Genomic DNA, 25,131 nt, shown 5'->3' with positions numbered 1-25,131 from the left:
CCCTTCTACAACGGGAGTTCACCTAGGTTGGTTGCGGATTTGACCACCGGCGACGACTCGCCCCGATCCCCAGGAGGCCACCGTGCCCGACCCCGACACCCCTCTCGGCGCCACCGCCCGGACGCGGGCCCGGATCGACACCTCCAAGCCGCACTCGGCGCGCTTCTGGAACTACTTCGTCGGCGGCAAGGACCACTACGAGGTCGACCGGCGGATCGGGGACGAGATCAAGGAGATCTTCCCCGGCCTGGTCGACGTGGCCGTCACCAGCCGCCAGTTCCTGAGCCGCGCCGTACGCCATCTGGCCGGTGAGGCGGGCATACGGCAGTTCCTGGACATCGGCACCGGTCTGCCGACCGCCGACAACACCCACCAGGTCGCCCAGCGCGTGGCGCCGGACGCCCGGATCGTGTACGTCGACAACGACCCCATCGTCCTGGCCCACGCGAGCGCCCTGCTCACCAGCACCCCCGAGGGCATGGCGACCTTCCTGGACGCCGACCTGTACGACCCCGAGGGCGTCCTGGAGGCCGCCGCGGGCACGCTCGACCTCTCCCGCCCGGTCGCCCTGATGATCCTCAACACGCTCGGCCACGTCGCCGACCACGACCAGGCCCGCGGCCTGGTACGCCGTCTCCTGGCCGGCCTCCCCTCGGGCAGCCACCTGGTGATCAGCGACAGCACGGCCACCAGCGAGGGCATGATCGCCGCGTCCGAGGCGTACAACGCGAGCGGCGCCGTGCCGTACCACGTGCGCAGCATCGGCGAGATCGCCGCGTTCTTCGACGGCCTCGACCTGGTGGACCCGGGCCTCGTCCAGGTACCCGAGTGGCGCCCCGACACCCACGGCCCGACGGACCCGGCGACGGCCGCGGTCGACGCGTACTGCGGGGTGGGCCGCAAGCCCTGACGGGCCGGGGCGATCAGGGGCGGGGATCAGGAGCGGGGATCAGGAGCGGGGACCAGCGGCGGGTGCGGGTCGCCGTACCGCTTGTGCGCCGCTCGCTTCGCGTGCCCGTCACCGCCCCTGCTCCACGTACTCCTTGAACTGCTCGAGATCGCTGCGGACGAGCCGCTCGATCGCGTTCGCCTGGGCGAACCCCCTCGGCCCGCCGAAGGTCTCCCTGACCGTGCCGGGGTCGTACTCGAGCCGCGCCTGAACTCGGGTGTGATCGTCGTCGATCGGCAGCAGCGAGAAGGATCCCGCCAGCTCCGGATCGCCCGTGGTACGCCACTCCAGCACGCGTTCCCCCGCCCGGTCGGAAACCCGGGCCTCGAGCTCCCGGGCCCGCCCCCCGGCCTCGACGCCCAGCCGCGCCCGACCGCTCTCCTCCGCCCGGGCCTCGCGCACCCCTGCCAGGAAGCGCGGATAGTTCTCCACCTGGTGAAGGCTGTCCCAGGCCCGGTCGATCGGAACTCCGACATCCACGTGTTCTTCGAGGGTGCTCATGGCCCACCTCCACGTCCGGCTCATGACGCCATGACCTTCTGTTTCCAGTGTGCCCCGGGATGTCTTGTCGGAGGTGAGCTACCTGCCGAGGACGACGGTGTTGTTGCAGCCCTGGGTCGAGCCGAGGACGGTGGTCTGCGAGCCGGGCGAGCCCTCGCCGTTGGACCGGTTGCCCTCACGGCCGTTCTGGAACCCGTACTGGCCGTGTACGACGACGTTCTCTTCGGTCGTGCTGCATGAGGTGCTCTGGCTGATGACGAGCGTCTGGCTCTCTTTGCTGCGGTCCTTGTGCCCGTGCTTGTGCCCCTGCTTGTGTCCCTGCTTGTGTCCCTGCTTGTGTCCGTGCTTGTGTCCGTGTCCGTCGGCGTAGGCGGTGCTCGTGCCGGCGCCGAGGAAGCCGAGGGCAGTGAGGAGGACGGCCACGACAGCGGTCTTGCGAGGCTTGCGCATGTCTTCTCCGAGCGTTGAAGCGGACGCGTGAGCGATCCGCCACGTCATAAGGTGACGAGAGGTTAATGCGCAAATGTCTGATATCTGCTCGTCGGCACGCCGGATCGTCTGATCAACGAGCAAGGACGTCGGCCCCGCGGCCGGCCCAATTTCCCTGTGCGGCCAAGGCATCACGAAGCCGCATGCGGGCGGAGGCGCTCGGCGCAGGACCACCCGTGTGGCCGCCCCGTGAGTGTGAGGCGGCCCAGGCCTTCGCCACGGGCACACGTCTCCGCGTCGGAGGCTCAACCTTGAGGGGGCGGAACCGGGAAGAGCAGGCAGCTACTGGTGGCGTGGGCGAGTAGCCGGTCTTTCACGTCGAGCAGCTGCGCCTGGGCGAGGGCGGTTTGGCGGCCCTTGTTGACCACCGTGCCGACGGCGCGCACCGTGCCCGTCTCCACGGTGATCCGCCGGAGGAACTTCACCGTCAGGTCGAGTGAGGTGTACGCCATGCCCTGCGGGAGGGTGGTCTGGACGGCGCATCCCGCCGCCGAGTCGAGCAGGGTGGCGAAGATGCCGCCGTGCACGCTGCCGATCGGGTTGTAGTGCTCCTCTCCCGGTGTCAGGGAGAAGACCGCCCTGCCGGGCTCGACCTCGTCCAGGCGGAAGTCGATGGCGTAGTTGATGGGCGGCCCCGGCAGTCGCCCTGCCTGCAACTCGCGCAGGAAGTCGATGCCGGCCATGCGTCCGGCGGCTTCCGCCAGGATCGCGGGATCTTCCCAGTGATACGTACGTGTTCGTCCCACGATCGAGCGCCTTCCCATCTGACTTTTGCAAGTGAAGCTAGCTTCCGGCCCGCCTGACTGTCAATGGCGAAGTCAGGCGCCTACGATGGCTGGATGGAGTGGCTTGAGGCGAGCACGGAGAACTGCCCCGTCCAGCGCACGCTCGACGTGGTCGGAGAGAAATGGACGTTGCTGATCCTGCGGGACGCCGTCAACGGAGTCCGCCGCTTCGACGACTTCCACCGCCACATCGGCCTGTCGGAGGCCGTCCTCAGCGACCGCCTCCGGAAGCTGATCGCGGCCGGCATCCTGAAGACCGTCCCCTACCGGGAGCCGGGCAGCCGCTCCCGCAACGAGTACCGCCTGACCCGCAAGGGCTGGGACCTGTGGCCCGTCCTGATGGCGCTGAGCCAGTGGGGCGAGGCGTACGCCCTCGGCACCGACGGTCCCGTACTGGACGTTCGCCACACCGACTGCGACGCTCCGGTCCGCGTCGTCGTCGAGTGCGCGGAGGGGCATTCCACGCTCACTCCTGGGCAAGTCACCGCCAGGCTGGGACCCGGTGCCCGGCTTCGGTCGTAAGCCGTCGGCATGAGACCGCGGCCGGGGCTCGACGTCACCCTGGACCCACCCCTCCGATCGCGCGAGCCCTGCTCAAGGGCCTATCGGCGCATACTCCCGCTCATACAGCGTCCCACGCGTCATTCGGCCTGGTGTTCGCCTTTCCGGGCAGGCCGGGCCCCGCGGAGGCCAGTTCTTGCGCGGTGACCACCGCCGGCCGCTCTGAAGGCCGGCCGCCTCAGGGAGTGTGGCCGGCGCCGCGGAGGACAGGGCGCAGGGCCTCGATGACGCCGGGGTCGTCCACGGTGGAGGGGATGGGCTCGTCGTGGCCGTCGGCGATACCGCGCATCGTCTTGCGCAGGATCTTCCCCGAGCGGGTCTTGGGCAGGGCGGCCACGACCGCGACGTCCTTGAGGGAGGCGACCGCGCCGATGCGTTCGCGTACGAGCTGGACGAGCTCGGCCTCGACCTCGCTCGGTTCGCGGTCGATCCCCGCTTTCAGGACGACGAAGCCGCGCGGCACCTGCCCCTTCAGAGGGTCGGCCACGCCGATGACGGCGCACTCGGCGACGTCGGGATGGGCGGCCAGCGCCTCTTCCATGCTGCCGGTGGACAGGCGGTGGCCGGCGACGTTGATGACGTCGTCGGTGCGGCCCATGACGAAGACGTAGCCGTCGTCGTCGATGTGGCCGCTGTCGCCCGTGAGGTAGTAACCCTCGTAGGCGGAGAGGTAGGAGGCGACGTAGCGGTCGTCGTCGTTCCACAGAGTGGGGAGTGCGCCGGGCGGCAGGGGCAGCTTCACGACGATCGCACCGTCGACGCCCGCGGGCACCGGATCGCCCGCAGGGTCGAGGACTCGGACGTCCCAGCCGGGCAGCGGGCGGGTGGGGGACCCGGGCTTGACGGGAGCGGCCTCGATGCCCATGGGGTTGGCGACGATGGGCCAGCCGGTCTCGGTCTGCCACCAGTGGTCGATCACAGGGATGTCCAGGAGGGCACTCGCCCATTGGTACGTCTCGGGATCGAGACGCTCACCTGCGAGGAAGAGGTAGCGCAGGCGGGAAAGGTCGTATCCCGCGGTGAGGGCGCCCTTCGGGTCCTCCTTCCTGATGGCGCGGAAGGCGGTGGGCGCGGTGAACAAGGTCTTGACCCGGTGCTCGGCGGCAACACGCCAGAACTGGCCCGCGTCCGGGGTGCCCACCGGCTTGCCCTCGTACAGGACCGTCGTGGCGCCGACCAGCAGGGGAGCGTAGACGATGTACGAGTGCCCGACGACCCAGCCGACGTCCGAGCCGGTGAACATCGTCTCGCCCGGGCCGACGTCGTAGACGGCGCCCATCGACCAGTGGAGGGCGACCGCGTAGCCGCCGCAGTCACGCACGACTCCCTTGGGTTTTCCGGTCGTTCCGGACGTGTAGAGGATGTAGAGGGGGTCCGTGGCAGGGACGGGAACGCAGTCGGCCGGCGGTGCGGTGGAGACCAGGTCGCCCCAGTCGAGATCATCGGACCCCAACTCGACGGGCTCCTGCGGGCGTTGCAGGATCACCCTCTTCTGCGGCTTGTGGGTGGCGAGTTCGATGGCCTGGTCGAGCAAGGGCTTGTACGCGATGACCCGCTTGCCCTCGATGCCGCAGGAGGCGGAGACGACCACCTTGGGGGCCGCGTCATCGATACGGAGGGCGAGCTCGCGCGGAGCGAACCCGCCGAAGACGACCGAGTGGACCGCGCCGATCCGTGCGCAGGCCAGCATCGCGATCGCGGCCTCCGGGACCATCGGCATGTAGATGACCACACGGTCGCCGTGCCCCACGCCGAGCTGCGTGAGTGCTCCGGCGAAGGCCGCCACCTCGTCCCTCAGCTGTGCGTAGGTGTAGGTGCGCCGGGTGCCGGTCACGGGTGAGTCGTGGATCAGCGCGGGCTGTTCGCCGCGCCCGGCGTCGACGTGCCGGTCCAGGGCGTTGAAGCAGACGTTGAGTCGCCCGTCGGGAAACCAGCGGTAGAAGGGTGCGCCCGAGGAGTCCAGGGCGCGCTGCGGGGTGACATCCCAGTCGATGGCCTCCGCCGCCTTCAGCCAGAAGCGCTCCGGGTCTTCGGTGCTGGCGCGGAAGACATCCTCGTACGTTCCCATCGCGCACTCCTTCGTGGCATCGAGGGACAGACGTGTGGCGTCGTGCAGAACGGTGCCGGACACAAGTACCGCATGCCGGCCGACATGGTCGAGCAGGATCCCGGTGACCGGTCGCCCGGTCACCGGCATGGCGGTGGTGCGGCAAAGGAGTGCTGTCCTGGGCGCCGTCGTCGGCGAGCGTCTCGTCTTCGCCGTAGGGACGGGATCCTGACCACCGAGACCTACAAGGAGCCGCCCCGGCTCGCGGAGCCGGCCCAAGCACGTGATCACTGCGGAGCCCGTGCCGGACGACGCTGATCCGTCGGACCACATCCAGGAGAGCAACGCCCCGTCCGCTCACGCAAACGGCCCCGGACGAGGAGTCCGAGGCCGAACAGAGCGCCTCCCTGGGAGAGAAACCCAAGGTCAGGCGGGTAACGCGTGGTGCCCCCGGCAGGATTCGAACCTGCGACACCCGCTTTAGGAGAGCGGTGCTCTATCCCCTGAGCTACGAAGGCAAGGATCTCGGCGAGATCCGGCGACTAGCCTAGCGGATAAGGGATCGAGAGTGGGAAGGTTCTGGTTTCCGCAGGTCAGGAGGGATCTGCGGGGGGTGATCGGATGGGCGGCCGTGGGGGCGTACGTGGCCGGGGCGGGCGGCCAGGAGGCCGGTGATCGCTTCCGGTACCACCAGGGCGGTCAGGATGGTGAGGGGTACGCGCCAGCCGTGGGTGATGTCGTGCAGCAGGCCTATGGCCAGCGGGCCGAGGCCGGCCAGGAGGTAGCCGGTGGTCTGGGCCATCGCCGAGAGGGCGGCGGCGGTCCGGGGGCTGTTCGTGCGCAGGCCGAGGAGCGTCATGGCGAGGGGGAAGGCGGCGCCGGTTGCCGCGCCGAGCAGGCATACCCATACCCAGCCGTGCGTGGGGGCCAGCAGCAGGCCTGTGAGGGCGATCGGCTTCGCCACGACCACGGCCACCACGAGGGGCCGCTGGCTGCGCATGCGGGCGGCGGCGAGGGGGACGACGAAGCCCAGGGGGATGCCGATGGTCAGCATCACCGACATCATCAGGCCGGCCTGGGCGGGTGGGTAGCCGCTCGCCTGCATGATCTGTGGCAGCCACGCCACCAGTACGTAGAACATCAGCGACACCAGCCCGAGGAACGCCGACACCCACCAGGCGAGCGCGCAGCGCAGTAAGGATCCGCCGGGTGACTGAGCCCTCGGCCTCGCCCTCGCCCTCGCCCTCGCTCTCGCCCTCGCCCTCGGGGCGGCCAGCAGCCCCCACACCACCGCGGCCGGCACCGCCGGTACTGCCCACACCGCAAGGGCGAACTGCCATCCGGCTGCGGCAGTGAGCGGCACGGCGGCTCCGGCGGCGAGGGCGCCCGAGACGGCCATGAGGGTCATGGTGAGGCCGGTGAACAGGCCGGTTCGGTCGGCGAAGTGGTCCTTGACGACTGCGGGCACCAGGACGTTGCCGACGGCGATACCGGCGCCGCACAGCACCGTTCCGGCGTAGAGCGCCGTCGGCCACGGAACCGCGCGCACGGCGGCGCCGAGCGCCAGGACCGAGGCGGCGGCGCACACGGTGGCATGCGTCCCGAACCGGCGGGCCAGCCGGGGCGCGAGCCAGGCGAAGGCGCCCAGGCACAGCACCGGTGAAGTCGCCAGCACGCCGACCTGGGTGCCGGACAGGGCGAGTGCCTGTTGTACGTCCCCGATGAGCGGCGGCATTCCGGTCATCGCCGCGCGGAGATTGACGGCCAGCAGAATCAGGCCGGCGATGAGCCACAGCCTGGTGTTCACGTGTGTTCCCCCATGCATGTGCGGTCCCCCGTGGACGTGACGGCGGCCCCCTCCTCCGCACAGGAGAGGGCCGCCGGGCTTTCAAGTCGGGCTCCGGTCAGTCGCTCACGCCGTGTCAGTCGTTCACGCCGTGTCAGTCACTCACGCCATGTCAGACGCTCACGCTGTGGTTCACCGGACACTTCGCCCTGCCCGCCGCGCGAAACGCCACACCGGCAGCCACACCGTCGGCCGCGCCAGATACGGTCGTGCCGAGCTGCTTCAGGATCTCGTCGGAGAGCAGGTCCTCCTTGCCCTTCAGGGCGTCGGCGACCTTCGCGTCGGACACGAACACCAGCTCCGCGGCGATGTTGTCCTGAACGATCCGCGCCAGGTTGTCCAGCGCCACCCCGATCGGGTCCGACGGCACCTGCGCCGTGGGGATGTCGATCAGGTGGGTGTTCACCTTCTTCTGGTTCATCATCGGCTTGATGATGATCTCCGCCTGGTTCAGCACCGACGTCGTCCAGATCGACAGCACCACCGTGTACAGATCGGCCCAGGCGGCCTCGCCGATCTGCGCCCGCCACTTCCTGCACAGGCCCTGCACGCCGGAGATCTGTGCCGCGGAGGCGTGCTGCATGTTCACCCGGATCGACGGGTAGACGCGCCGCGCGAAGTCCTGGAACGAGGCGATGTCGAAGGCGCGGGCGCGGAGGGAGTCGGCGATGAAGGTCAGCGCCTCGTCGAGGATCTTCGCGCAGGAGTTGTGCAGCTCCTGCGGCAGCTTCGCCGCGGCGAGGTTGTTCTTCGCGGTGGTCAGCTTGTCGGCGAACGCCTGCAGCGGAGCCGTCCAGGCGTCGGTGCCGGGGCCCTTCATCGCCACCATGTAGAGGTCGTGGGCGTCGATCCGGTCGGCGTTGGCGACGTTCGGGACCTTGTCCGACAGGTACTCCGCGATCGTGGAGTAGATCCCGAGCGGCACATGGGCGAGGGACTTCGCCAGCTCGAACTCCTCGGCCACCGGGTGCTCGACGTACTGCTTGCCCTGGTGGATGAGGGTGAAGGTGCCGCCCTTCGCGTCGTTCTGCACGACGATGACGGGGCCGAGGTTCTTGACCAAGTCGGCTTTCAGCGCCGCGTAGTTGGTGCGCATGGCGGCGTTCACCGCGCGGAGGGAGTCCCGGGCCGCGGTCTGCGCGTTCACCGCCTCTGCCGCGGGGGCGGCGTCGAGGGCGGATGCTGCGGGTGGCTGGGCGGCCGTATAGCCGAGGAAGGTCGCGGCGCCGATGCCGCCCGCGCTGCCGATGAAGGTCCGGCGTGTTGCCATGGCTTGCTCTCCGTAACGAATGGGCCGTCAGGTGTTCCCGCCGTGGGGGAAGCGGTGGTGTGGGGGAACTGACCCGCCGGGAGCCGCGAAGGGCCGGGACGCGGGGAGCAATGCGAGGAGGGAGTCCCTCTCCGGCAGCGTGGGGCTGGAGGGAGGCCGGAGAGGGGGGACTGCGGGGCGCGCTAGCTCAGCGCGGTGGGGGAGGGGACGACCACGCCGTACAGGTCGGCGATCGTCGCCAGCGCGCTCTCGTGGATCTGCTCGGCGGACAGCCCGCCGCCGACCGAGGGCAGCGGCCGGGTGGCGCAGGCAGCCGCGACCACGGTGGGCTTGTTCCCGCGCAGGAACGCGCCCTCGGCGGTGAACGTCACGCACATGTGGGTCATGAACCCGGCGATGACCAGGTTCTCGTTCCCGGCCTGGTCGACGAGCCTGCCGAGGCCGGTGTTGACGAAGGCGTTGGGGGCCTTCTTCACCACGGTCTTCTCACCGTCGGCGGGCCTGACCCTGTCGTGGATCCGGCCGATCGGCCGGCGGATGTCGTACGGCGAACCCGCGCCGCCGTCATTGACGATGTGGATGACCTTCCCGCCCGCCTCGCGGGCCGCGCTCAGCAACTCGGCCGCGGAGTCCAGGGCCGCCTGCCAGCCGGTCAGTTCCATCACACCCCGGGTGTAGGTGTTCTGGTAATCGACCATGAGCAAGGTGGCGGAGGCGAGCGAAGCCGGTCTGTCGGCCAGGCCGCTGAGCTTGCGCAGCGTCGTCGTGCCCGACGTGTCCGCGTCCGCGGCCTGCGCGGGGGAGCCGCCCAGACGGGTGGCGCCGAACACCGCGGCACCGCCGACCAGGGCCGCGCCGCCGACGAGGGCCGTGCCGCCCCCCTTCAGGAACCCGCGACGGGACGCGCTGCTCCGCCCCGGTTCCGCCACGTCAGACCAGCTCCTTCCCGGACGCGACGACGACGCCGTACGCGTCGGCGATGGCCGCCAGCGCACTGCGGTGCAGCTCGTCGGCGGACACGTCCAGGATCGACCGGGTGGCGCACGCGTCCGCGGGGACGGTCGGCCTGTTGCCGCGCAGGGCCGCGGACGCCGTCGTGTACGCGATGCACATGTGGGTCATGAACCCGGCGACGATCACCGTCTCGTTGCCGGCCTCGTCCACGAGCTTGCCGAGGTCGGTGCCGTGGAAGGCGTCCGGCGCCTGCTTGACGACCACGGGCTCACCGTCGATCGGCGCCACGTCGGGGTGGATCGCGCCGATCTCGGTGCGGATGTCGTACGGCGAGCCTTCGCCGCCGTCGTGCTGGACGTGGATGACCACGGCTCCGGCCCGGCGGGCCCGGGACAGCAGGTCCGACGCCGCTTCCAGGGCGGGCTTCCAGCCGTCGAGTTCCATCACACCGCGGGTGTAGGTGTTCTGGTAGTCGACGAGGACGAGCGTCGAGGACGCGAGGGTCGCGGGGGTGCGGTCGGCACCGCCGAGTTCGCGCAGCGTCTTGCTTGCCACAGGTCTTCTCCAAGTTCCGGGGACTTGAGCAGGTTGTTCAACAGTCTGTTGAACATGTATGCGACGCTATGGCGCGAACCGGGGTGTCGGCAATGACGCGTTATTTGCAGAAACCGACACCCGCGTCCGTGAGCGAATCACGTGAGCGAAACAGGGGGATGCAGGGTGGGGACCGTGAACCGGTTGATCGTGATCGTGCTGTTCGAGGGCGTCGACCTCCTCGATGTCACGGGCCCACCGGAGGTGTTCTCCCTCGTTCCGCGCGAAACCGCGGAGCGAGTCGGCTACGAGGTCGTGCTGGCGTCCGAGACCCTGGAGCCGGTGACGACGGGGGCCGGCGTGCGGATCCTGCCCGACATCACGTTCCAGGAGGTCGGCCGACGGGTCATCGACACCCTCCTGGTGCCCGGCTCCGTCGAGGTGGACAGCGAGCGCCGCATCCACCCCGTCACCGAACCCGGCACGGTGGCCCGGGTGAAGGCGCTGGCCGGCCACGCCCGGCGCGTCGCCTCGGTGTGCGTCGGGGCGCACATCCTCGCCGCCGCCGGACTCCTCGACGGCAAGCGGGCCACCACGCACTGGTCGACCGCGCAGCGGCTGGCCGCCGATCATCCGGCGGTGCGCGTCGACCCGGATCCGATCTTCATCCGCGAGGAGAGTGAGGAGGGCGAGGTGTGGACCGGCGCCGGGATCAGCGCCTGCCTGGATCTGTCCCTCGCCCTGGTCGCGGAGGACTTCGGCGAGCAGGTCGCGCTGCGCGTCGCCCGCCAGCTCGTGATGTACCTGAAGCGGCCCGGCGGGCAGTCCCAGTTCAGCGTGCCGCTGGAGCGGGTGTCCACGACGCGGCGCATCGAGGACCTCCGGCATCACATCCTGAACCACCTCGACCAGCGCCTCACCGTCCCGGAACTGGCCGCGTACGCGCACGTCAGCGACCGGCAGCTCACCCGCATCTTCAAGACCGAACTCGGCACGACGCCGCACGCCTACATCGAGTCGCTCCGTGTCGAGACGGCCGGCAACCTGCTGGCGACCACCGACGACACGCTGGAACGCATCGCCTCCCGCTGCGGGTTCGGCACCGTCGACACCCTCATCCGGGCGTTCCGCCGCCGCCTCGCCACGACGCCGAGCGAGTACCGGGCCAAGTTCCGCGCGACCGCGGCCCAGCGGGCTTCCTTGACCTCAAGTTAGCTTGAGATTTTACGTTGCTCTCGCGGGCCGGCCCAGAGGCCCCGCGAACTCCCTTCACCAGCAACGGAATCGAGTCACCCTCATGCCCCAGCCCCAGCCCCAGCCCCCGCTCAGGATCGGCGTCCTCATCGGCAGCGTCCGCCCCGGCCGCCTCGCCGACAAGGTCGCGCAGTGGTTCGTCTCCGAGATCGGCCGGCGCGACGACATGGAGACGCATGTCATCGACCTGTCCGAACCCGCCCTCGTCGACGAGCTCAAGCTCACCCTTGAGCGGTCCGCCGCCTTGGACGACGCCCCGACCCTGGCCGAGCGCATCGGCGGGCTCGACGGGTTCGTCGTCGTCACGCCCGAGTACAACCACGGCTACCCGGCCGCCCTGAAGCTGGCCATCGACTACGTGTACCGGGAGTGGCGGGCCAAGCCGGTCGGCTTCGTCTCCTACGGCGGTATGGCCGGCGGCCAGCGGGCCGTCGAGCAGCTGCGCCAGGTCTTCGCCGAGCTGCACGCCGTCACCCTGCGCGACACCGTCAGCTTCCCCATGGCCTGGGAGCGGTTCGACGACGAGGGCCGCCCGCACGACCAGGACGGCACCGCCAAGGCCGCCACCGTGCTCCTCGACCAGCTCGCCTGGTGGGGCCTGACCCTGCGCGAGGGCCGCGCCGCGCGGCCGTACGACGGCTGAACCCGAAGGGCCTCGGCCTCAGGACAGCGCGACCCGGGCGAACCGCCCCGCCACCCGCAGGTCCCGCTCCACCCGCCCGGCCGTCTCCACCAGCTCGGGCAGCACGTCCCGTACGCACTCCTCCACCGACCGCCGCGCCGCATGCATCGCCACGTTCACCGCGGCGACCACCCGGCCGCCGCGTTCGCGCACCGGTACCGCCACCGAGCGCAGGCCCTCCTCCAACTCCTCGTCGACCAGGGCGTATCCGCGGGTCCTGACGTCCTCCAGTGCGGCCGTCAGCGTCGCGGGATCCGTGGTCGTACGCGGAGTCAGCGGGGTCAGGTCCCCCAAGTGCCGTTCCCCGGCGGGGAGATCCGCCAGCAGCACCCGGCCCAGCGAGGTCGCGTACGCCGGCAGCCGTGTGCCGACCGCGATGTCGACGCTCATCACGCGGCCGGTGGCCGCCCGGGCCGTGTACTGGATCTCCTCGCCGGACGGCGTCAGCACCGCCAGGGACGCCGACTCGTGGACCCGGTCGGCCAGTTCGGCCAGGTGGGGAGTGGCGATCTGTGCCAAGGACGTACGGGACAGGGGCGGAAAGCCCAGCGACAGGACACGGGGGGTCAGCGAGAAGGCACGCGCGCCCGACGGGCGTACCAGGCCCAGATGCTCGTACGTGATGAGTGCCCTGCGTGCCGTGGCCCGGGACAGTCCGGTCGCCTGGGCCACGTCCGTGAGGGTCAGCTCGGCGCGGCCCTCGCCGAAGGCGGTCAGTACGGTCAGCCCGCGCGCCAGCGACTCGACGAACTCCCTGCCCAGTTCCTGCTTGGAGGCGCCCGTCCAGGTCGCCAGGCCCGCCGGAGCCGCCTCGCGCCGCGGCTCCGGGGCCTCGCGCAGCTCGCGTTCCATCTCCGCCACCGCCGTCCGCAGGCGGGGGAGGAGCGTGTCGCGCAGGTCGGTGGCCGTGTGACGGCTCGTGTGGCTCACCACGTTCGCCACACAGGCGATACGGCCGCCCGCCCGGGGGTCCCGTACCGGGACGGACACGGCGACCAGCCCCGGCTCGATCAACTGGTCGTCCAGCGCCCAGCCGTCCTGGCGCGCCCGTGCCGCCCGGCGCTCGAAGTCCTCGTCGGACGACCCGTGCTCCCGGGGCGGTACGGCCGGAAAGCCGCGGTCCTCAGGGTGCGCCGCCCGGCGCTCGCGCCAGGCCCGCCACTCCGCGTCCGACCACTGCGTGGCGAACAGCGGGCCCGGCGCGGTGCGTTCGGCCGGCAGCAGGTCGCCGATGCGGAAGCTGAGGGACATCGCGCGGCGGCGGGTCGCCTGGTGGATGAAGCGGATGCCGTCGCGGTCGCCGACCGCCAGCGACACCGACTCGTCCAGCTCGTCGGCGAGCGCGTCCGCGTGGGGGGCGAGGAGGGCGGGCAGGCCCAGGGCGGCCAGGTAGGCGTTGCCGAGTTCCATCACGCGGGGCGCCAGCACCACGTTGCGGCCGTCGAGACGGACGTACTCCATGCGGGCGAGCGTGGACGCGATCCGGTCCACCGTGGAGCGGGCGAGCCCGGTGGCCTTCTCCAGCCCGCTCGCGCTCAGCGTCCCGCCGGCCTCCGTCAGCTGCCACAGCACCGCGACACCGCGGATCAGCGGTGTCACCGCCTCCGCCGGTACGGCAGGGGCGTCCTGGGTCGTCTTCGCGGGCATCGGCTCTCCGGTACGGCGTTCGCGGCAGGCCCCACCGTAATCCGCCGCACGCCCCGCGCCTTACTCCCGCGTCACGCGGACCAGGTAACTTCCCGCCAGATTCGCTTCCATCACCGCGACCCGCACCCCCCGCTTGGTGTCCCGGAATTCCTCCCCCGGCACGAACGCCGCGTCCGAGAGTTCGGCGTGGACGTTCGGGCTGCGGGTGCAGCCGCCGCTGTCCTGCCGGGAGTCGTGGACCTTCACCGGGCCCATCCCGGTGTCCACGTCCGCGTCGACCTTGTAGATCAGCACGCCGGGCCGGCACACGGTCTCGTCGTTGCCCTCGCGCGTGCGCACCTCGACGGCGTATCCGCTACGGCGGTCCAGAGGTATGAACACCAGCTTGGGGCCGCCCGCGCGGGCCAGCGGCGTCAGGGCGTACTCGGAGGTCCCGGGAGCGGCGGCGCACCGTACCTGCGCCGCGTCCAGCCAGCCCAGCTTCCACTTGTGCCAGCCGAGCAGGTCGTTGTTGGCCCCCCAGTCCTCGCTCATGATGTCCCAGTGCCCGACCGCGCTCCCGCCCTCGGCGGTGTACAGGTCGGGCAGCCCGAAGACATGGCCGTTCTCGTGGGGGAGGACCCGGTAGCCGGTGCGGTGGTAGGAGCCGGAGCCGTCGTCCTGGCGGGAGTAGACGAAGGAGGCGTTCGCGACCGAGACGCCGTCCGCCACCGGGGCCTCCGCGTTGCCCGCGAAGGACACCGACAGGACCGTGTCCAGGGCGGACGGGCCGGCGTTCGGCGTGACCAGCACGTTCAGGAAGTCGTACGACCGGAAGTCCACCTTGGCATCGGCCGCGGTCACGATGTCCTGGACCAGCTGCCGGTACCCCGGGTCGAAGGGCGCGCCGCGCTCTATCCCGTACGCGTGGAAGGACTTGGGCATGCGCAGCCAGTCGCGGATCGGGGTCTCGGGGCGGTAGTCGAGGCGGCCGTAGGAACTGGTGCGGAACCACTCCTGGGTCTTCGGGAAGAACTCCGCGAAACGGTCGAGCGCCTTGCCCTGACCTGGGGCGTCGGGGAAGTCGACCATCACGGTGAGGGCGTGGACGGTGCCGGTGGAGCGGGAGTAGCCGCGTGCCGTGGGCACGCCCTCCGACATCTGGACCGTCGGCCGGCCGCTGATCATGCAGGAGCCGAGGGGGGAGGAGCGGGCCACCGCGATCGGTCCCGCTCCCGTTGCCGTCGAGGGGCCCGCCGTGGGGCGCCCGGTGCCTGCCGAGGTGCCGACCGCCAGGGTCAGGGCGGTCACGGAGGCGAGGGCAACCGCACGGCGGGGGCGTATCCGACGGCTCGGCTGCATGCAGGGGCCCTTCCGTCCATGGCAGCCCGCCGACCGCGCGCTGCGCCCTCTCGATCACCCTGTGTCGGGGGATGCGCGGGCGCGCGTTGGAAGAGACCGAACGTGGGTTCTTGGGAACAGAGGCTTGTGATTCAGGTCACATGAAACTTTTCGGGAGTCGGGAAATAACCGGGGACCCCTTCCCCGTTTAGCCAGGTGTCCGAGCGAAACGGGGACACCTTCCCCGGATCGCCTCCCCCTGGAACTCAGGAGTACGCCGTGCAGACCGCGACCCCCGTAGCGCGCAAGGCGAGCCGGCCGCGCGCCGACGCCCTGCGCAACCGGGAGCGGATCGTCACCGCCGCCCGGGAGATGTTCGTCGAGCTCGGCCCTGACGTGCCGCTGGACGAGATCGCCCGCCGGGCCGGCGTCGGCAACGCCACGGTGTACCGCAACTTCCCCGACCGTGACGCACTGGTCCGTGAGGTCGTCTGCTCCGTCATGGGGCGCACGGCCGCGGCGGCCGAACGCGCGCTCACGGAGACCGGGGATGCCTTCGAGGCCCTGGAGCGCTTCGTGCACACCGCGGCCGACGAGCGGATCAGCGCGCTGTGCCCGATGGTCCAGAGCACCTTCGACAAGCACCACCCCGATCTGGAAGCCGCACGCGAGCGGGTCGAGCAGCTCGTCGCGGAGATCATGGACCGCGCCAAGGCGGCCGGCCAGCTCCGCTCCGACGTGGACGCCGGTGACGTCCTGCTCGCCGCGGCCCAGCTCAGCCGGCCCCCGGCCGGGACCGGGTGCGACATCGCCGACCGCTTCGTCCATCGCCATCTGCAGCTGTTCCTGGACGGACTGCGGGCCCCCGCCCGTTCCGTTCTGCCGGGGACGGCGCTGACCATGGAGGACCTGCGCCAGGCCTGACCGATGAGTACCGGCCGATGAGCACCGACCGATCAGTACCGACCGATTAGTTCAGAGCACAACAGCAGTCATCACCTCGACGATTCTCACCGGCCGTCACAGCCGACGAGCCGTCCCCTTTCCTTTCACTTTTTCCGTCACGAAGTCCCGAAGTGGGTACCCCCATGTCTGAAACAGCCGCAAAGGCTCCCGGCACACCGGCGACATCCGGTGACGCCAACCGCTGGAAAGCGCTCGTCTTCATCGCGCTCGCCCAGCTGATGGTCGTCCTCGACGCGACCATCGTGAACATCGCCCTGCCCTCCGCCCAGCAGGACCTGGGCATCTCGGACGGCAACCGCCAGTGGGTCGTCACGGCCTACGCCCTGGCCTTCGGCGGTCTGCTGCTGTTCGGCGGCCGGATAGCCGACCTGTGGGGCCGCAAGCGCGCCTTCGTGGTCGGTCTGATCGGCTTCGCCGGTGCCTCCGCGCTCGGCGGTGCGGCCACCAACGAGGCGATGATGTTCGGCGCCCGCGCCCTGCAGGGCGTCTTCGGCGCGCTGCTCGCGCCCGCCGCGCTCTCGCTGCTCGCCGTGATGTTCACCGACGCCAAGGAACGTGCCAAGGCGTTCGGTATCTACGGTGCGATCGCCGGTGGTGGCGGCGCCGTCGGCTTCATCCTCGGCGGTGTGCTGACCGAGTACATGGACTGGCGCTGGACGTTCTTCGTCAACATCCCGTTCGCGATCGTCGCCGCGCTCGGCGCGTACTTCGTCATCCGTGAGCCGGAGGGCGGCCGCAACCGCAACCCGCTCGACATCCCCGGCGTCCTGCTGTCCACCCTCGGCCTGGTCGCGCTGGTCTACGGCTTCACCCGCGCCGAGTCCGACGGCTGGGGCGACTCCGTGACCGTGGGCATGTTCGTCGCCTCCGCGGTCCTGCTGCTCGCCTTCGTCGTCACCGAGGCCAAGGTCAAGGCCCCGCTGCTGCCGCTGCGCGTCGTCACCGACCGCAACCGGGGCGGGGTCTACCTCTCCCTCGGTATCGCGATCATCGCGATGTTCGGCACCTTCCTGTTCCTGACCTACTACCTGCAGATCGTTAAGGGCTACACGCCGATCAAGACCGGCTTCGCCTTCATGCCGATGATCGTCGGCATGATGGTCGGCTCGACCCAGATCGGCACCCGCCTGATGACCCGCCTGCCGGCCCGCCTGCTGATGGGCCCCGGCTTCCTGGTCGCCGCGGTCGGCATGCTGCTGATGACGCAGCTGGAGATCGGCTCGTCGTACGCCTCGATCATCCTGCCGGCGATGCTGCTGCTCGGTCTCGGCATGGGTACGGCGTTCATGCCGGCCATGTCCCTGGCCACCCTGGGCGTCGAGCCCCGGGACGCCGGTGTCGCCTCCGCGATGGTCAACACCTCGCAGCAGGTGGGCGGCGCGATCGGCACGGCCCTGCTGAACACGATCGCCGCATCGGCCACCACCTCCTACATCGCCGACCACATCGGCTCCGCGACCTCCAGGTCGCAGCAGCAGCTGGTGGCGCTGCAGGGCCAGGTGCACGGCTACACCAACGCGATCTGGTTCGCGGTCGGCATGCTGGTGCTCGCCGCGGTGATCGTCGTGACCTTCGTCAACGCCGGCCGCCCGGGCGGTGCGACGGTGGCGTCCTCGGAGGAGGGCGTCGAGGACGAGGTGGCGGTGCCGGTCGTCGCGCACTGAGTCCGACGACGACCGTACGGCCGTACCCCTTGGGACCAGGCGTACGTACGGGGATGGGGACGCTCCGTACGTACGGCCTCGAAGGACCTGCCCCGGCTTCCTGAACGAGCGGTTCAGCGGAGCCAGGGCAGGTCCGCACCCGCCTCGCTCGGCTGCAGGCCCTCGGCGACGATCTGCATGATCTCGCCGAGGGCTCTTTGCTGTTCGGGGGTGAGCCGGTCGAACATGGCCTGGCGTACGGCCTCCACATGACCCGGGGCCGTCTGCTTCAGCACCTGAAGGCCCTGGTCGGTCAGCACCGCGAACTGGCCCCGCTTGTCGTCGGGGCAGTCCTCGCGCCGGACCCAGCCGTTCTTCTCCAGCCGGGCGACGGCGTGCGAGAGACGGGAGCGGGTGATCTTCGCGTACATCGCCAGCTCGGTCATCCGCAGCCGGCGGCGCGGGGACTCGGCGAGCTTGACGAGGAGGCCGTAGTAGACGTGCGGCATGCCCGCGTCCCGCTGGAGCTGGCGGTCCAGGTAGTCCTCGAGCAGCGTGGTCGCGTCGATGTAGGAGCGCCAGACGCGCTGCTCCTCGTCGGTGAGCCAGCGTGGTTCCTCCCCGGACGCGGGGTCGGACGCCGGGGGCGCGGAGGTCGATGCCGTATTCATGTACTCCACTGTACGAGAGCTCTCCTTGAAGTTTTAAGTACCCGGGCGTACGGTCGTGACAAGGGAGTTTTAGATTTGAAGCAAGTAGGGCTTCAGTCCCTCGGAGGGAGTCGCCACCATGTCCGCCGCCACGCAGGAGCGCATGCCTGCTCTTTACCTCAGCCACGGCGCCCCGCCCCTCGCGGACGACCCGATCTGGCCCGGTGAGCTCGCCGCCTGGTCGGCCGGCCTGCCGCGCCCCAAGGCGATCCTCATGGTCTCCGCCCACTGGGAGGAGGCCCCGCTCGCCATCGGTGCCACCGAGACCGTTCCTCTCGTCTACGACTTCTGGGGATTCCCCGAGCACTACTACCAGGTGAAGTACGGCGCGCCCGGCGCTCCCCAACTCGCCGAGTCCGTACGGAAGCTGCTGCGCGCCCCCGGCATACCCGTGCAGGACATCCCGGACCGCGGCCTCGACCACGGCGCCTACGTCCCGCTCGTCGAGATGTACCCCGAGGCCGACATCCCGGTCCTGCAGATCTCCATGCCGACCCTCGATCCCCTGAAGCTGATGGAGATCGGCCGCAAGCTGGCGCCGCTGCGCGACGAGGGCGTCCTGATCGTCGGCTCCGGCTTCTTCACCCACAACCTGGCCGCCCTGCGCCAGGGCGGCATCCCCACCTGGTCCGTGGAGTTCGACGACTGGGGCCGCCGGGCACTGGAGAACCGCGACTGGGACGCGCTGCTGGACTTCCTGCACAAGTCCCCGGCCGGCCACTACGCCCACCCGCGCACCGAGCACTTCGCCCCGCTGTTCGTGACGATGGGCGCCGCGGACGCGACGGGCGAGCTGGACGGGCAGAAGTCCGTGATCGACGGGTTCTGGATGGGGCTGGCGAAGCGATCGGTGCAGTTCGGCTGAGGCTCGCCTCCCGTCCGGTCTCAGAGCTCCTTCTCGTACCAGGCGACATCCCAGTACCGGCCGAACTTACGGCCCACCTCGCGGTACGTGCCGACGTACCGGAAGCCGAAGCGCTCGTGCAGCCGCACGGACGCCTCGTTCGGCTGGGCGATGCCCGCGTAGGCCCGGTGCACGTCCTCGTCCGCCAGGGCCTCGAACAGGGCCTTGTAGAGGAGGGTGCCGACGCCGCGCCGCCCGGCGTGAGGCGCGAGGTAGATCGTCACCTCGACGGAGGTCTCGTAGGCGGGCTTCGGCCTGAAGGCGCTGGATGTGGCGTAGCCGAGAATCCGCTGTGGGTCGTCTCCGGGGCCCGTCTCCGCGGCAACCATCAGCCGATGCGGGCCGTCTTCAGGGTGGGAGAGCAGCCAAGGGCGGCGCTCTTCCGGTGTGAAGACCGCGGTATCGAATGTGATGGGCGTCTCACGTACGTAGTGGTTGTAGATGTCGGTGAGGGCGGCGAGGTCACTCTCGACTCCCGGCCTGACCTGCACCTCTGTACGTTCCGACGGCATCGGGCCTCCTCGTGTGGCCGGACAGGGTACTGCAAGATCAGAAAAATTGAGGGTCGGCTTGGGAATTCTGTCCTGATTCCAGTCGTTGTTTCCATCGAATGCCGGGCACTCGAGAAGAGTCCCAAGCGTTCACGAACCACCCGCCAGCCCACATCGCAAGGGAGCACGCATGGCAACCCGTGCCGTCGCCCGTCGTCAGTCCGCCACCGGCGAGGCCGTCGACGCGGCAAGCAGTGTTCGCGCCCATGGCGGCGAGATCGCGGACCGCGACCTGGTCGGCATGTACCTCGACGAGATCGCGCGTACGCCGCTGCTCGACGCCGCCAAAGAGGTCGAGCTGTCGCAGATCATCGAGGCGGGTGTGTTCGCAAGGCAGGTCCTCGACGGATACGAGGAGTCCAAGGCGGACGCCACCCGTGAAGAACTCGAGGCCCTGGTGGCCGAGGGAGAGCGCGCCAAGGACATCTTCATCCGCTCCAACCTCCGCCTGGTCGTCGCGGTGGCCCGCCGCTACCCGCGCAGCGGCCTGCCCCTCCTCGACCTGATCCAGGAGGGCAACGCCGGCCTGGTGCGCGCGGTGGAGAAGTTCGACTACCGCAAGGGCTTCAAGTTCTCGACCTACGCGACGTGGTGGATCCGTCAGGCCATCACCCGCTCGATAGCCGACCAGTCCCGCACCATCCGCCTCCCCGTCCACCTGGTCGAGGAGCTGGGCCGCATCCGCCGCGTCCAGCGCGAGTTCAACCGCGAGCACGGCCGCGACCCGGAGCCCGCGGAGATCGCCGCCGAGCTCGGCTCGAACGCGGACCGTGTGACGGACGTCCTGGACTGGGCCCGTGACCCGGTCTCCCTCAACATGTCGGTGGACGACGAGGGCGAGACCCAGTTCGGCGACCTGCTGGAGGACACGTCCGCGGTCTCCCCGGAGCAGTCGGTCCTCACCCTCCTGCGCAGCGAGGAACTGGACGACCTGATCGGCCGCCTCGACCAGCGCACAGCGTCCATCATCAAGATGCGGTACGGCATCGAGGACGGGCGCGAGCGCACCCTGACCGAGGTCGGCAAGGAGCACGGACTGACCCGCGAGCGCATCCGGCAGATCGAGAAGCACGCCCTGCTGGAGCTGAAGAAGCTGGCGCGCAGCACCGGCTTCGACGCGGCGGCGTAACGCCTCCGGCGGCAGCGCCGGGGGCGGCGCGGCCCGTTGGGGCGTGGCCGGGTGCCGTCCGGGGGCGTGCGACCGGTGGCGGGCGCGTACGCCGGGTGGCGAAAGACCGCGCAAACATGGCGATGTAACGCCGCTTCAACCGACTGGCCTCCGGGAACAAGACCTCAGGGCAAGGGAGTTCGGACCCTGAGGTCCCCGCCCTCCGGCCTCGGCCCGAGCCCCGACGGACCCCACCGCGGACGCACCACCACAGACCCGACCCACACCACAGAGCTGACCCACCACCAACAGACCAAGTCCCGACGCACTCCCCCCGGCGCCGGGACTCTCCCCGAGCCGGGCTTCGGCGCCTATCCCCCCTGGGTGCCGGGGCCCGGCTCCTTTGGGTTGCGGGGGACTGCCCCGGGCAGGCTGTAGCCCCTGGAGCCCTCGCAGGCTGGGCGGGTGGGTCACCCCGTACCTGAACCACGGGGTGGCCCACCCGGATGGCAGATTGTGCCACATGGGCATACCCTGCCGAGCGTGAGCAGCCCCACCCCCGCACAGCCCTCCTCCGCTCCATCCCCCTCACTGACGGAGCGCCGCAAGGCGGCGACCCGCATGGAGATCGCCCGCGCCGCGGCCGGCCTCTTCGTGAAGCAGGGTCTGCGGACCACCCGAGCCGAGGACATCGCCCAGGCCGCCGGAGTGGCGCCGCGCACCTTCTACCGCTACTTCGCCACCAAGGAGGAGGCGGTGGCCCCGCTCTACGCGGCCGGCGCCGACCGCTGGGCGGAGTCAGTCCGAAACGCCCCCGCCGACCTGTCCGTACCCGAGGCTCTCGAACACGCGGTCCGCCACACCCTGACGCCGGGCGCGGGGGTGTCGACCGCCTCCTGGGAGTGGGTCCGCACCCTGGTCCGCCTGGCGACGGCGAGCCCCGCGCTGCGGAAGGTGTGGGCGGAGGTGTGCCATGCGGGGGAGGCGCGGCTGGCGGAGGTGTTGGCGGGGAGGAGCCGCCGCGCCGGGAGCGCGCCCGACAACGTTGCCGAGGCCGTCCCGGCGGAGCCTGCGGACCTCCGCTTCGCCGCCGCCGTGGCCGCCGCGGCCGTACGCGTGGCCGTCGAGACCTGGGCGTCGGGCGAGGCCCCCGCCGAGGGACCGGAGGGACCGGCAGCACTGGCGATGCGCAATCTGGGGGCGCTGAGGGACTTCCCGTGGCGCCGCACGCTTGAGGGGTGACCCGGCGTGGGGGCGGGGCGGGTGGGTGGCGCAGCCCGGCGCGGCGTGACTGCGCTGGCTGGACCGTGCCACTGGGTGCCGTCGGCTTGGGAGTTGCCCGGCGTGGGGGCTGGGCGGGGCTGGGTCGCGCGGCCCGGCGCTGGCGGGGTGCCGCTGCGCCCACCCGTGCCGCCCCAGCGGCACGACTGCCCGCAGCTTGGCAGGCGAGGGCGGCGTGACAGACGCGGCTGGGTTGGCGTGATGGTCAGCAGCTACGCAGGCTGCTGCGGCCGTTAGGCGGTGGCGCGTACCCCTACGGGCCTGTAGTCGCGTACGGCGGGAAGGGGACGTGTCGGGGGGTGTCCGCCCGCAGTGGCCGGCGTCAACACGCGGTACGTCCTGGCCTAAGTCCGGCCGCCGGTCCGAGGACGGACACCCCCCGGCGCGGCCCCGACCCACCCACCGACCCGTAGGCGCTACGCGCACCCCCACCCCACCCGCGCAGGCCGCAGGCATAGACGCGCACCCCCACCGACCCCCACAGGCCGCCGCAGGCACCCCACGCTCAGCCGCCGGAGGCAGAGGCACCCGCCCGACTCAACCGCCCCCCCAACTCCCGCACACACCGCACCAGTTCCCCCGGCGCCTCCACCACGAACTCGCAGTCCACCATCGCCAGCCGAACCGCCATCCACTCCACGGAATCCCCAGCCGCCCCCCGCAGCCGGCACCGTCGCCCGTCGCCCACCGGCTCCGGCACCCCCAGCCACCCCGGCAACCGAGCCGCGACGAACTCCGCGGGTGCATCGAACGTCACGGAGAACTCGTACGTCTCCTGTCGCCGCCACATCGACTGCCGCAGATACTCCGCCGCACTCCCCGACGGCAACTCCCGCGGAGCGAACCGCGCCCCCGTGGCGAACGGCTCGCTCACCCGGTCGACCCGGAACGTCCGCCAGTCCTCCCGATCGAGGTCGTACGCGACGAGGTACCAGCGCCGCCCCGTCGACACCAGCCGATACGGCTCGGTCAAGCGCCGCGACTCCGTCCCGTCCCCCGCCCGGTACGCGAACCGCAACCGCTCCCGCCCCGCCACGCTCGACGCCATCACGGTCAGCGTCTCGGGCGCGATGCTCGCCCCGTCCCCGCTGGTCAGCGGCATCGTCGCGGCCTGCAGCGTGGACACCCGGTGCCGCAGCCGCGACGGCAGCACCTGCTCCAGCTTCGCCAGCGCCCGCACCGACGCCTCCTCCACCCCCTCGACCGCGTGCCCGGCCCCGGCCCGCAGCCCGACCGCGATCGCCACGGCCTCCTCGTCGTCCAGGACGAGCGGCGGCATCGCCTTGCCCGCGACGAGCCGGTAGCCGCCGTCGGCCCCCTTGGTCGCCTGCACGGGATACCCCAGCTCCCGCAACCGGTCGATGTCCCGCCGCACCGTGCGCCGAGACACCCCGAGCCGCTCGGCGAGCTCACCGCCGGGCCATTCGCGGGGCGTCTGGAGGAGGGAGAGGAGCGTCAGGAGCCGTGCCGGAGTGTCCGTCGTCATGCATTCGAGGATGCCTCAGAAGTAGGACATGATCTGACCTAATGGGGCTCTAACTTCAACTCATGACCTCCACCGAGACCCTCATCGACCCTCCGGCTCCCCGGGCCGACCGACGCCGCTGGTTCGCTCTCGCCATCGTGATGACCGCGGCGTTCATGGACCTCGTCGACGTCACGATCGTCAACATCGCGATCCCGTCGATCCGGCAGAACGCGGGCGCGTCCTTCAGCCAGATCCAGTGGATCACCGCCGGCTACGCCCTCGCCTTCGCCGCGGGCCTGATCACCGGCGGCCGCCTCGGCGACATACACGGCCGCAAGCGGCTCTTCCTGATCGGCATCGGCGGCTTCACCCTCGCCTCGGCGCTGTGCGGCTTCGCCGCGAACCCGGAGATGCTGGTCGCCTCCCGCCTCCTGCAAGGCGCGATGGCGGCGCTGATGGTCCCGCAGGTCCTGTCGATCGTGCACGCCACGTTCCCGGCCCACGAACGCGGCAAGGTGTTCGGTCTGTTCGGTGCGGTCGTCGGCCTCGGCGCGGTCACCGGCCCGCTGCTGGGCGCGCTGCTGACGGAGTGGAACCTCTTCGGCCTCGAATGGCGCCCGATCTTCCTCATCAACCTCCCGGTCGGCATCGCGGGCCTCATCCTCGGCAGCCGCTTCATCACCGAGTCCAAGGCGCCGAAGGCACTGAAGCTGGACCTGGTCGGCGTCGTCCTCGTCACCCTCGGCCTGCTGATGCTGCTCTATCCGCTCACCCGCGGCCGTGAGCTGGGCTGGCCGCTGTGGGGGTATGTCTCGATGGCCGGCGCATTGGTCGTCTTCGCCGCGCTGGTGGCGTACGAGAGGCGCAAGACCGCCCGCGACGGCTCCCCGCTCGTCGAACTGTCCCTGTTCAAGGTGAAGAGCTTCGCGGCCGGCATCGCCGTGCAGACCGTGTTCGGCATCGCGCTCGGCATCTTCTTCCTGGTCTGGACGCTGTACATGCAGACCGGCCTGGGCTGGAGGCCGCTGAAGGCCGGGCTGACCGGGATCCCGTTCTCGATCGCCGTCTCGACGGCGGCCGGCTTGTCCGTCCAGAAGCTGGTCCCGCGCTTCGGCCGCAAGGTGCTCCAGACGGGCGCGCTGGTGCTGGCGGCGGGCGTCCTGCTCTACATGTGGGAGTCCGAGCACTACGGCCTGACGATCGCCCCTTGGCAGATGGCCCTGCCCCTGGTCGTCATGGGCGTCGGCATGGGGCTGATCGTCGCCCCGCTGACGGACGCGATCCTCTCCGAGGTGCCCCGCGAGCACGCGGGCTCGGCGTCGGGCCTCATCAACACCGTGCAGCAGATGGGGAACGCGCTCGGTCTCGGTCTGGTGTCGGTGGTCTTCTTCGGCACGATGAGCGACCGCCTCACCCCGGACCAGGTGGGCCCGGCCTTCGCGGACGCCTTCCAGAACGCGCTGGGCTGGGTGGCCGCGGTGATGGCCGTCATCTTCCTGCTGATGTTCGCTCTACCGGGACGGCCGGCGCAGCACGTGGAGGGCGCCCCAGCCCTGGAGGACGCCGGGGACGGGGCGGACAAGACGCCGGTTCTCACGGGCTGAGTGGCGGAGGCGTGCGCCCGCTGTCCGGTCGGACGGCGGGCGCACCGCGCTGCTACG

General features: G+C 70.7%; 23 protein-coding genes and 1 tRNA gene. 10 read left to right on the top strand and 14 right to left on the bottom strand.

Translation table 11 applies throughout. The features are described 5' to 3' along the window. The first annotated feature begins 82 nt into the window (after positions 1-82). Entirely contained in the window at positions 83-910 is an 828-nt protein-coding gene (locus ACQEV2_RS18175; protein ID WP_433042092.1) for an SAM-dependent methyltransferase, read from the top strand. Between the two features lie 108 nt (positions 911-1,018). On the opposite strand, the gene ACQEV2_RS18170 is transcribed toward ACQEV2_RS18175, so the two are convergent. From ACQEV2_RS18170 to ACQEV2_RS18160, 3 genes are all read right to left on the bottom strand, one after another. Then, positions 1,019-1,450, bottom strand: coding sequence for an SRPBCC family protein (locus tag ACQEV2_RS18170; RefSeq protein ID WP_433042089.1), 432 nt, complete (start codon positions 1,448-1,450; stop codon positions 1,019-1,021). A gap of 78 nt (positions 1,451-1,528) precedes the next feature. Continuing rightward, entirely contained in the window at positions 1,529-1,900 is a 372-nt protein-coding gene (locus tag ACQEV2_RS18165; RefSeq protein ID WP_433042086.1) for a hypothetical protein, read from the bottom strand. A gap of 284 nt (positions 1,901-2,184) precedes the next feature. Continuing rightward, positions 2,185-2,685, bottom strand: a complete 501-nt coding sequence (locus tag ACQEV2_RS18160) for a PaaI family thioesterase (RefSeq protein ID WP_433042083.1) — start codon at positions 2,683-2,685, stop codon at positions 2,185-2,187. 93 nt (positions 2,686-2,778) lie between these two features. Here ACQEV2_RS18160 and ACQEV2_RS18155 point away from each other — a divergent pair, with 93 nt between their 5' ends. Next, on the top strand, positions 2,779-3,246 hold the full coding sequence (locus tag ACQEV2_RS18155) for a winged helix-turn-helix transcriptional regulator (RefSeq protein WP_433042080.1): 468 nt from the start codon (positions 2,779-2,781) through the stop codon (positions 3,244-3,246). 217 nt (positions 3,247-3,463) lie between these two features. Here ACQEV2_RS18155 and ACQEV2_RS18150 read toward each other — a convergent pair whose 3' ends face one another. The 6 genes from ACQEV2_RS18150 to ACQEV2_RS18125 form a co-directional block, all read right to left on the bottom strand. Then, the gene (locus ACQEV2_RS18150; RefSeq protein WP_433054551.1) at positions 3,464-5,353 is read right to left on the bottom strand and encodes a propionyl-CoA synthetase; all 1,890 of its coding nucleotides are present in this window, start codon (positions 5,351-5,353) and stop codon (positions 3,464-3,466) included. A gap of 421 nt (positions 5,354-5,774) precedes the next feature. Continuing rightward, a tRNA-Arg gene (locus ACQEV2_RS18145) sits at positions 5,775-5,850 on the bottom strand. A 29-nt stretch (positions 5,851-5,879) separates the two neighbouring features. Beyond that, positions 5,880-7,139: a CynX/NimT family MFS transporter gene (locus ACQEV2_RS18140; protein ID WP_433042077.1), complete on the bottom strand. Its 1,260-nt coding sequence runs from the start codon at positions 7,137-7,139 to the stop codon at positions 5,880-5,882. Between the two features lie 151 nt (positions 7,140-7,290). After that, positions 7,291-8,448, bottom strand: a complete 1,158-nt coding sequence (locus ACQEV2_RS18135) for a hypothetical protein (RefSeq protein ID WP_433042074.1) — start codon at positions 8,446-8,448, stop codon at positions 7,291-7,293. Positions 8,449-8,630: 182 nt separating this feature from the next. Further along, positions 8,631-9,260 (bottom strand): cysteine hydrolase family protein, encoded by a 630-nt coding sequence (locus ACQEV2_RS18130; protein ID WP_433054548.1) that lies wholly within the window; start codon positions 9,258-9,260, stop codon positions 8,631-8,633. 118 nt (positions 9,261-9,378) lie between these two features. Further along, complete coding sequence (locus tag ACQEV2_RS18125; RefSeq protein ID WP_433042071.1) at positions 9,379-9,957, bottom strand: cysteine hydrolase family protein; 579 nt, start codon at positions 9,955-9,957, stop codon at positions 9,379-9,381. A gap of 165 nt (positions 9,958-10,122) precedes the next feature. Here ACQEV2_RS18125 and ACQEV2_RS18120 point away from each other — a divergent pair, with 165 nt between their 5' ends. Further along, positions 10,123-11,151 (top strand): GlxA family transcriptional regulator, encoded by a 1,029-nt coding sequence (locus tag ACQEV2_RS18120; protein WP_433042068.1) that lies wholly within the window; start codon positions 10,123-10,125, stop codon positions 11,149-11,151. Positions 11,152-11,233: 82 nt separating this feature from the next. Beyond that, complete coding sequence (locus tag ACQEV2_RS18115; RefSeq protein ID WP_433042065.1) at positions 11,234-11,833, top strand: NADPH-dependent FMN reductase; 600 nt, start codon at positions 11,234-11,236, stop codon at positions 11,831-11,833. An 18-nt stretch (positions 11,834-11,851) separates the two neighbouring features. Here ACQEV2_RS18115 and ACQEV2_RS18110 read toward each other — a convergent pair whose 3' ends face one another. Continuing rightward, entirely contained in the window at positions 11,852-13,519 is a 1,668-nt protein-coding gene (locus ACQEV2_RS18110; RefSeq protein ID WP_433042062.1) for an IclR family transcriptional regulator domain-containing protein, read from the bottom strand. 60 nt (positions 13,520-13,579) lie between these two features. Continuing rightward, entirely contained in the window at positions 13,580-14,860 is a 1,281-nt protein-coding gene (locus tag ACQEV2_RS18105) for a M6 family metalloprotease domain-containing protein (protein ID WP_433042059.1), read from the bottom strand. A gap of 258 nt (positions 14,861-15,118) precedes the next feature. On the opposite strand from ACQEV2_RS18105, the gene ACQEV2_RS18100 reads away from it, so the two are divergent. Beyond that, positions 15,119-15,763 carry a TetR/AcrR family transcriptional regulator gene (locus ACQEV2_RS18100; protein WP_433042056.1) on the top strand — a complete coding sequence of 215 codons (645 nt, stop codon included), beginning with the start codon at positions 15,119-15,121 and terminating at the stop codon, positions 15,761-15,763. A 164-nt stretch (positions 15,764-15,927) separates the two neighbouring features. Then, on the top strand, positions 15,928-17,469 hold the full coding sequence (locus ACQEV2_RS18095; RefSeq protein WP_433042053.1) for an MFS transporter: 1,542 nt from the start codon (positions 15,928-15,930) through the stop codon (positions 17,467-17,469). Between the two features lie 113 nt (positions 17,470-17,582). Here ACQEV2_RS18095 and ACQEV2_RS18090 read toward each other — a convergent pair whose 3' ends face one another. Beyond that, positions 17,583-18,119 (bottom strand): MarR family winged helix-turn-helix transcriptional regulator, encoded by a 537-nt coding sequence (locus ACQEV2_RS18090; protein WP_433042050.1) that lies wholly within the window; start codon positions 18,117-18,119, stop codon positions 17,583-17,585. 118 nt (positions 18,120-18,237) lie between these two features. On the opposite strand from ACQEV2_RS18090, the gene ACQEV2_RS18085 reads away from it, so the two are divergent. Beyond that, positions 18,238-19,023 carry a dioxygenase family protein gene (locus tag ACQEV2_RS18085; protein ID WP_433042047.1) on the top strand — a complete coding sequence of 262 codons (786 nt, stop codon included), beginning with the start codon at positions 18,238-18,240 and terminating at the stop codon, positions 19,021-19,023. 20 nt (positions 19,024-19,043) lie between these two features. Here the strand turns inward: ACQEV2_RS18085 and ACQEV2_RS18080 are convergent, their stop codons facing one another. Continuing rightward, a complete protein-coding gene (locus ACQEV2_RS18080) occupies positions 19,044-19,574 on the bottom strand; it encodes an N-acetyltransferase family protein (RefSeq protein ID WP_433042044.1) in 531 nt (176 codons plus the stop codon). A 169-nt stretch (positions 19,575-19,743) separates the two neighbouring features. On the opposite strand from ACQEV2_RS18080, the gene ACQEV2_RS18075 reads away from it, so the two are divergent. Further along, positions 19,744-20,742 carry a sigma-70 family RNA polymerase sigma factor gene (locus ACQEV2_RS18075; RefSeq protein WP_433042041.1) on the top strand — a complete coding sequence of 333 codons (999 nt, stop codon included), beginning with the start codon at positions 19,744-19,746 and terminating at the stop codon, positions 20,740-20,742. Between the two features lie 522 nt (positions 20,743-21,264). Next, positions 21,265-21,963, top strand: a complete 699-nt coding sequence (locus ACQEV2_RS18070) for a TetR/AcrR family transcriptional regulator (RefSeq protein ID WP_433042038.1) — start codon at positions 21,265-21,267, stop codon at positions 21,961-21,963. A gap of 544 nt (positions 21,964-22,507) precedes the next feature. Here the strand turns inward: ACQEV2_RS18070 and ACQEV2_RS18065 are convergent. Continuing rightward, a complete protein-coding gene (locus tag ACQEV2_RS18065; protein ID WP_433042035.1) occupies positions 22,508-23,488 on the bottom strand; it encodes a helix-turn-helix transcriptional regulator in 981 nt (326 codons plus the stop codon). A gap of 62 nt (positions 23,489-23,550) precedes the next feature. Here ACQEV2_RS18065 and ACQEV2_RS18060 point away from each other — a divergent pair, with 62 nt between their 5' ends. Further along, positions 23,551-25,074 (top strand): MFS transporter, encoded by a 1,524-nt coding sequence (locus tag ACQEV2_RS18060; protein ID WP_433042032.1) that lies wholly within the window; start codon positions 23,551-23,553, stop codon positions 25,072-25,074. The last annotated feature ends 57 nt before the right edge of the window (positions 25,075-25,131 follow it).

Origin of the sequence: Streptomyces sp. CA-251387 (assembly GCF_050936625.1) — a bacterium.
Classification (GTDB): domain Bacteria; phylum Actinomycetota; class Actinomycetes; order Streptomycetales; family Streptomycetaceae; genus Streptomyces.
The sequence above is the reverse complement of the archived record's forward strand: the minus strand, read 5'-3'. Positions and strand labels throughout refer to the sequence as shown.